Source organism: Marinomonas lutimaris (assembly GCF_019426345.1).
Lineage (GTDB): Bacteria > Pseudomonadota > Gammaproteobacteria > Pseudomonadales > Marinomonadaceae > Marinomonas > Marinomonas lutimaris.
This window is the reverse complement of sequence record NZ_JAHLLW010000002.1, coordinates 426,543-434,192: the sequence shown is the minus strand read 5'-3', so window position 1 is coordinate 434,192 and position 7,650 is coordinate 426,543. Positions and strand designations below refer to the sequence as shown.

Sequence of the window (7,650 nt, the reverse complement as noted above, 5' to 3'; positions counted from 1 at the left end):
GGTAACAGGGGTTCGAACCCCCTATGGGACGCCACTTTTACATTTTTAATGTAAAAGTGATGTAGGAAAGATAAATTGCTAGTGTGATAAAAGTTTATGTCCCATTCGTCTAGAGGCCTAGGACACCGCCCTTTCACGGCGGTAACAGGGGTTCGAACCCCCTATGGGACGCCACTTTTACCTTTATTAAAGGTAAAATATTGCTAACTAGTGTATAGCAATAAAAATGCGGGAATAGCTCAGTGGTAGAGCACAACCTTGCCAAGGTTGGGGTCGCGAGTTCGAGCCTCGTTTCCCGCTCCACTTTCTTAAAAGAGAAAGTTTTTTGTATGTCCCATTCGTCTAGAGGCCTAGGACACCGCCCTTTCACGGCGGTAACAGGGGTTCGAACCCCCTATGGGACGCCATTCTTTTTTGCGCTATCATAGCTAACCTTCATTTTTGAGTTTTTAGCCATGACTTGGTTTGTCAATTACAGATTAGACAATTCGGTTTCCGTTGCTGATCGTGGTTTGGCTTACGGCGATGGTGTTTTTGAAACTATTCGTGTTTTTCCTCAGTGCTTCTTGCAAATAAATGATCACCTTTCTCGTCTTTTTCGTGGGCTTTCTAAGCTTGCTATGCCTTTTTCTTCAGATCAAAAATCATCTCTGTATAATTTTCTGTATTCCGATGTTTTGTCACTCATAAATGAAGAGTCTGTCGTAAAAATTATTGTCAGCCGAGGAGAAGGTGGAAGAGGCTATTTAGCGCCTGAGAACTGTATTCATTCCATCATTATCGGTATCCTACCCGCACCTAATTATCAGAAATATAGAGAAAAAGGCGTTTTACTCTCCGTTTCTCCCGTTCCGGCTAGTACCAACCGCTTTCTTGCAGGAATGAAACACCTAAATCGGCTTGAGAATGTGATTGCTAAGCAATTTTTATCGTCGCCTGATTTTGAGGCAATTATGATGAATGGCAATCGTGAGCTGGTTGAGTGTATTCAGAGTAATCTTTTTTGGTGCAAACAGGGTGTAATTTACACCCCTTCACTTGAACAATCTGGTGTGCAAGGCACTTATCGAAAAGCCATTATTGAACATCAATATAATTATACCATTCAGGTTGGCCGATTTTTGCTTGCTGATCTGATGGCTGCGGATGAAGTGTTTATCACTAACAGCCTCATGGGTATAGTGCCAGTCATTGGTGTTACAGGAGTATCTTTCCCCATTGGGGTTCATACTCGAAAATTACAAGTTTTAATGCAAGCTAAGGATACGCATGGCGTTCATTAAATGGTTCTACCGCGTTGTTTTTTTATCTATTACTCTTTCGGCTATATTGGCTGGGTACCTTTACCATTCTATTACGGCTCCTGTCGAAATAACCTCTAAAGAAGAGTTTGAAGTTAAAGCGGGAGACACGGCATATAGTTTAGGCAATGAGCTAAGCGAAAAAGGCTTGATTGCGAATCCATATTTAACTCGAGTGGTTGCGAAATTGCATTCAGAGTGGGTGCCTAAGGTTGGTAAGTATGCCATCAAACCTGAGATGAATTTATTGGATATCATGGCCCTGTTTGATTCCGGTCAGTCTATTTTTTATTCCATTACTTTGTTGGAAGGTAAAACAACTCGTGATTTTCTATTGGCAATGAAAGCTCGTGGAAATATCACTATGACTTTGCTTGATGCATCTAACGAAGAGATCGCAAAAAAGCTAGGTCTTGGCCTTGTGCATCCGGAAGGGCAGTTCTTCGCAAATACTTATCGCTACCATGAAGGCGACACAGACGTCAGTATTTTAAAACATGCAAATGAGCTGATGGCGCAAACGTTGAGTCATTTGTGGGAGGATAAAGCGGAGAATTTACCTTATAAATCGCCTTACGAAGCATTAATCATGGCGTCTATTATTGAGAAAGAAACGGGCGTGCCTTATGAGCGACCATTAATAGCGAGAGTATTTATTAGCCGTTTAGAAAAAGGCATGCGCCTACAAACGGATCCTACCGTTATCTATGGTCTTGGTGATTTATTCAAGGGTAATTTGACGCGCAAAGGCTTGCAGGATTCATCACCTTATAACACCTATAAAATTTATGGCTTACCGCCCACGCCGATTGCTAATGTCGGCCGTGCAGCCATTGAGGCGGCATTAAATCCAGGAGATACCAAAGCCTTGTATTTTGTTGCTAAGGGGGATGGGACTCATGCTTTTTCAAGTACTCTTAAAGAGCATAACCAAGCGGTAAGAGAATATCAGTTTAAACGCCGAGAAGACTATCGTTCGACTCCAGTCATTGCGAAATAGAGGAATAGTGGTATGAGAGGTAAATTTATTTCGCTTGAGGGTGGAGAAGGTAGTGGTAAAACGACGGCGATTCATTTTATTCGCGAATGGTTAGATGATCAAAAAATCCCCTACATAATGACTCGTGAACCAGGCGGTACGCCACTCGCGGAAGAGATTCGTCAGCTTATTTTGACGCCTCGCGAAGAAGCAGTGAATGATGTCACTGAGTTATTGCTTGTCTTTGCTGCCAGAGCACAACATTTGGCGGAAAAAATCCAACCTGAGTTAAATAAAGGCGTTTGGGTTATCAGTGATCGTTTTTTGGATTCAAGTTACGTTTACCAGGGTAAAGCACGTGGTGGTGATCTCGCCATGCTTGATCAATTGGCAAATTGGGTGGTAGGCGATAATAAGCCTGATGCGACCCTGGTATTAGATGTGCCTGTTGAAGTAGGGCAAGAACGCGTTGTACAGCGTCAACATCAAGACCGTTTAGACAAAGAGTCACTAGCATTCCATCAAAAAGTTCGTGATGGTTTTCTTGAGCGAGCTAAAGCGGACCCTAAAAGAGTTAAAGTTGTTGATGCTAGTCAGTCTTTAGAATCAGTCAAAAAACAGATTGAAGAGCAGCTGGCAAAACTAAACAAAACTTGGGCTGGTGACTGTTAGATGGCAAATATTGCTGATTGGTTGATTCCGTGTTTGCGCCAAGTTCAGGTGCTGAAACAAACCAAAAGCCTTTCTCATGCGTTATTAATTACTGGTGCTGATGGCGTTGGGCAAGAAGAACTTGCCCATGAAATGGTGAAAGACTTAATGTGCGAAAGGGATCAGGCTGCCGCTTGTGGCGCTTGCCATTCTTGTCAGCTGATGCAGGCCGATACGCACCCTGATTTTCGCGTTTTAGATGGTGAGGCCGCGACGATTAAAGTCGACCAAGTCCGTTTATTAGTTCGTCAAATTAGCCAAAAGCCCCAAGTTGGTCAAAACAAAGTCGTATTAATTACCCACGCCCAAGCGATGAATATTAATGCCGCCAATGCTGTGTTGAAAGCGCTTGAAGAACCTGCCGATAGAACCTTTTTTGTTCTCACTAGTTCGCAATCAACCAGCCTTTTACCGACCATTCGCAGCCGTTGTTTATTGGTGAACGTCCCAACTCCAAGTTTGAGTGAAGTAAAATTGTGGTTGTTGCAGCAGCCTGATGGCGAAACCTTGAGTTCGCTGTTTTGGTTAACCACTCAACCATTTCGCTTACTGTCGATTCAACAGCAAAATAAGACTCAGTTATATGCGGGTTTGCCAGATCAATTGACGAGCATGCTGCGAGGAACAGTATCAGTTAGTGCTGTATTAAAAGGTCTGGACAGTAATAATATTGAAGATTACTGCAACGGCTTAGCGGCAATTCTCCATCAATGCATTTGCCATTCAACTGGTGCGCCTATTGATGAAGCACTGCAGGGGATTTATGACGTCCTTATTGTTCGTCTAGGCATTCAAGCTCTAATGCAGCGTTATCAATCGTTGCAAAAATTGAAGGCAGACCTTAAAAAAACAAATTTAAACCCCATTATGCAACTCACACACGAATTGAATCAGTGGTAAACCAACTATGTTAATTGATACCCATTGCCATCTTGATATGCTTGATCTGGCTCCACATAACAATGATATAAATTCAGTCATTGATGCCGCGTACCGAAAGGGCGTTAGACAGCTACTTACTATTTCTGTCGATCTTAACAAAATGGATACCGTGCTTGGTTTTACCAACCGTGACGGAGTCTACGCGAGCTGCGGTGTTCATCCATTACAGAGTGAAGGTCTTGTTACCGACGATAATCTACTGCGCCAGTACGCCGCTGATCCAAAAGTAATCGCGATCGGTGAAACGGGTTTAGATTATTTTTATGAAGCATCAGCAGAGGCTCATGAAGCCCAGAAGGTGAGTTTTATTCATCACCTTAAAGCAGCTGGCAGCCTTGGCCTACCTGTGATTGTTCATACCAGAAATGCAAAAGAAGACACTTTGTCTTTGATTAAGCAATATGGCAATCGTGATAGTGCTGGTGTGCTGCATTGTTTTACTGAAGATTACGACATGGCAAAAGCGGCATTAGATGAAAACTATCTGATTTCTATTTCTGGCATTGTGACCTTTAAAACCGCACAAGATCTAAAAGAAACCGTTCGCAAGCTACCGTTAGAATCTTTGATTGTTGAAACAGATTCGCCTTATTTAGCGCCCGTACCTTATCGTGGTAAAAAAAATGAGCCCCAGTATGTTTCTGAAGTGGCCCAATATGTGGCGGATCTAAAAGGCATTCGTTATGAAGCCTTATTAGAAGCGACGGCTGCTAATTTCCATAGAGTTTTTGGAAAAGCCGATCCGCAGCTTCAGCTACAGAGCTTTCTCCAAGGTACAGTGTAATCGAGTAACAAAAAGTTGGGCAACTGATGTTCGTTTGCTAATAAAGCAGTGATATTTCCTCTTCTATATAGTCGAAGTGAAATCAGAGTGTTAGTCTCAACGTATTGTATTTATTTAAAATATTTGAAAGAAGAGCCTTCTTCTTTCACAAGCCTATTTTTGCATGGCTTGTTAGACATAAGGAAATCCATTGATGTCCAACATGGTTACTTCTCTACCGTATCAAGCTCTTTCAGCCAAAGTTCCTGCTGATCACCTAACCTTCAAAACATTAAATGATATTGAGCCACTCAGCGGTATTTTGGGGCAAGAGCGTGCGGTTGAGGCCATTCAATTTGGTGTGGCGATGCAGCGCCCAGGCTACAATATTTTTGCTATGGGAGATTCAGGCACTGGTCGTTCTTCTTATGTATTAAGCTACTTAAAAAGTGAGGCGAAACGCCGTACAGCACCTAATGAATGGGCTTATATTAATAACTTTACTGAAAGCCATCGCCCGAAAGCATTAGAGTTTTCTCCGGGTCAAGCGTCTGAATTTGAAAAAGAGATTCGTGCGTTAATTGATGGCCTGATGGTTACCTTCCCAGCGGCTTTTGAAAACCCAACGTATCAGCAACAGAAAAGTGTTATTGACCGTGCTTTTAACGATCAATACGAAGCAGCAATTAATAAAGTAGAGCGTGTGTCTGGCAAAATTGGCGTCGCTATGTTTCGTGACGCATCTTCTGTCAGTTTTGCTCCTATGAAGGATGGCAAAGCTTTAGAAGAAAATGAGTTTGCTGCATTAACCGATGACGAGCGCGATGCATTTCAAGAAGGTGTTTCGACACTTGAAGGGTTGCTTAATGAAGAGTTGTTGGGCTTACCGCAATGGAAGCGCGCAACTTATGAGCAAATTCGCCAGCTAAATTTAGATACTGTCAAAGAAGCGCTAGACCCATTAATGTCTGGGTTGTTTGAAAAGTACAAAGATGATGCTGACATTAGTGCGCATTTAAAAGCATTGAGAGATGATTTAGACAAAACCATCATTGATCAAATGGCTGACGATAAAGCGTCTGAAAATCGGGATGAAATCGGTCGTCGTCAGTTTTATGAAGAACTGTATTTGCCAAATATCGCTATTACTCACGAAACGAATGGTGGGCAGCCTGTGGTGTACGAGCCACATCCTACTTACCGTAACTTATTTGGTCAGGTAGAACACAGTAGCGATCAAGGTATGTTGGTAACAAGCTACCGTTTGATTCGTTCTGGTAGTTTGCATGCTGCCAATGGTGGTTACTTAATTTTAGACGCCGAAAAGCTGCTAACAGACCATTATTTATGGGAAGCTCTTAAGCGTGCATTAAAGAGCAAGACCATCAAAATTGAGCATCCTTATGCTGACATGGGCTTGATGAATACCACAACTCTATCGCCGCAGGATTTGCCTTTACAGGTGAAAGTGGTATTGATCGGAGCGCGTGATATTTATTACTTGTTACAAGATGCGGATCCTGATTTCCAGGAAATGTTCCGAGTCTTAGTCGATTTCGACGATACTCTAAAACGCTCTAAAGATTCTGAACTGTCCTTTGCTCGCCTAATGAAGGACAGAGTGGATAAAGAAGAATACGCCAACGTAACTCGTGATGGTGTTGCCGCTTTGATCGAATACAGTAGTCGTTTAGCTGAACATCAACGTGAAATGGCGGCAAAAATTGGTGACGTGTTCGAATTGTTAGGTGAGGCCGATTTTGTTCGTCAGATGGCGAAAGACAGTGAAATCACTGCAGACCACATTTCGCGTGCTTTGAAAGCGAAAAAACATCGAACAGGTCGAGTCAGTGAGAAAATCATTGAAGAGATCATAGAAGGTACGGTGTTGCTAGAAAGTGACGGTTATGCAGTGGGTAAAATTAACGGTTTAACCGTTATGCAGATAGGTGATAGTAGCTTTGGTGCCCCTGCTCGTATTTCCACAACGGTTTATCCTGGCGGTAAAGGCATTATTGATATCGAAAGAGAGTCAAATCTCGGTCAAAATATTCACTCTAAAGGTGTGTTGATCTTGTCTGGTTATCTTGGCAATAAATACGCTCAGCGCTTTCCATTAGATATTTCTGCTTCTATCGCTATGGAGCAGAGTTACGGTTATATCGATGGTGACAGTGCTTCTACAGCAGAATTATGCTGTTTGCTGTCCGCATTGATTCAGGTCCCTCTACGTCAGGATCTAGCTATTACTGGTTCGTTAAATCAGTACGGTGAAATTCAGGCCATTGGTGGCGTAAATGAAAAAATTGAAGGTTTCTTTAATGTCTGTAACGCGCGCGGATTAACTGGCACACAAGGTGTGATTATACCTAAATCTAATGCCGTTAATTTGATGTTGAGCGACGAGATTGTCGACGCTGTTCAAGCGGGGATGTTCCATGTTTACGCCATCTCTACCGCCGACGAAGCCTTGCATTTACTGACTGGCATTGAGCCTGGTATTGCCGATGAAGAGGGTGAATACCCAGAAGGTTCGGTATCTGCTCGAGTAATCGAACGACTAGAAGAAATATCCAAGCTTGGTGAAGAAGAGGAAGATGAAGACGAAGACGACGACTCTGAAGAAGAATCTAATGAATCTTCAAAAAAAGATAAAGATAAAAAATCTGAGAAAGTGAAGAAGCCAGAAAAAGATAAAAAATAAATGGCGAAGTAAGGGAGTTGTTGCAAGATCTTCCTAGTGCTTGCCATTGGTTCTTTTGATGATTTTAGTCTTGCACTTAGAGTCTACTAAAGAAAAAACCGTATAATAGAGGTCGTCTGCTTTGACATAAACATAGCTGGCGACCTCTTTTCTTTTGCTAGGAAGGTGCTTTTTTAAGACCAAAGCATTTTTAAATGTTTTTCCACTCATGTACTTTTGCGCATCCTTGTCTGCTGCAAGTTTTGCGTCA

The 7,650-nt window shown here is 42.4% G+C and carries 6 protein-coding genes and 3 tRNA genes; all 9 read left to right on the top strand.

Translation table 11 applies throughout. The features are described 5' to 3' along the window. The first annotated feature begins 98 nt into the window (after positions 1-98). The 9 genes from KPL72_RS05010 to KPL72_RS04970 all read left to right on the top strand — a co-directional run bounded on the left by KPL72_RS05010 (position 99) and on the right by KPL72_RS04970 (position 7,400). Positions 99-174: transfer RNA gene (locus KPL72_RS05010), tRNA-Glu, on the top strand. Positions 175-228: 54 nt separating this feature from the next. Continuing rightward, positions 229-303, top strand: a tRNA-Gly gene (locus KPL72_RS05005). A gap of 28 nt (positions 304-331) precedes the next feature. Beyond that, a tRNA-Glu gene (locus KPL72_RS05000) sits at positions 332-407 on the top strand. A gap of 48 nt (positions 408-455) precedes the next feature. Then, the gene (gene pabC / locus KPL72_RS04995) at positions 456-1,283 is read left to right on the top strand and encodes an aminodeoxychorismate lyase (protein ID WP_219702057.1); all 828 of its coding nucleotides are present in this window, start codon (positions 456-458) and stop codon (positions 1,281-1,283) included. Continuing rightward, entirely contained in the window at positions 1,270-2,301 is a 1,032-nt protein-coding gene (gene mltG, locus KPL72_RS04990; protein ID WP_219702056.1) for an endolytic transglycosylase MltG, read from the top strand. The genes pabC and mltG overlap by 14 nt, the downstream gene beginning before the upstream one ends. Before the next feature lie 12 nt (positions 2,302-2,313). Next, positions 2,314-2,952: a dTMP kinase gene (tmk, locus tag KPL72_RS04985; protein ID WP_219702055.1), complete on the top strand. Its 639-nt coding sequence runs from the start codon at positions 2,314-2,316 to the stop codon at positions 2,950-2,952. Then, positions 2,953-3,891, top strand: coding sequence for a DNA polymerase III subunit delta' (gene holB / locus KPL72_RS04980; protein ID WP_219702054.1), 939 nt, complete (start codon positions 2,953-2,955; stop codon positions 3,889-3,891). It abuts the gene before it with no gap. A gap of 7 nt (positions 3,892-3,898) precedes the next feature. Further along, positions 3,899-4,717, top strand: a complete 819-nt coding sequence (locus tag KPL72_RS04975) for a TatD family hydrolase (protein WP_219702053.1) — start codon at positions 3,899-3,901, stop codon at positions 4,715-4,717. Positions 4,718-4,910: 193 nt separating this feature from the next. After that, entirely contained in the window at positions 4,911-7,400 is a 2,490-nt protein-coding gene (locus tag KPL72_RS04970; RefSeq protein WP_219702052.1) for a Lon protease family protein, read from the top strand. Positions 7,401-7,650 lie beyond the last annotated feature (250 nt).

Excerpts from the sequence above, each read along its gene's own strand:
- mltG (WP_219702056.1), top strand. The coding sequence starts at position 1,270 with ATGGCGTTCATTAAATGGTTCTACCGCGTTGTTTTTTTATCTATTACT.
- pabC (WP_219702057.1), top strand. The coding sequence starts at position 456 with ATGACTTGGTTTGTCAATTACAGATTAGACAATTCGGTTTCCGTTGCT.
- KPL72_RS04970 (WP_219702052.1), top strand. The coding sequence starts at position 4,911 with ATGTCCAACATGGTTACTTCTCTACCGTATCAAGCTCTTTCAGCCAAA.
- KPL72_RS04975 (WP_219702053.1), top strand. The coding sequence starts at position 3,899 with ATGTTAATTGATACCCATTGCCATCTTGATATGCTTGATCTGGCTCCA.
- tmk (WP_219702055.1), top strand. The coding sequence starts at position 2,314 with ATGAGAGGTAAATTTATTTCGCTTGAGGGTGGAGAAGGTAGTGGTAAA.
- holB (WP_219702054.1), top strand. The coding sequence starts at position 2,953 with ATGGCAAATATTGCTGATTGGTTGATTCCGTGTTTGCGCCAAGTTCAG.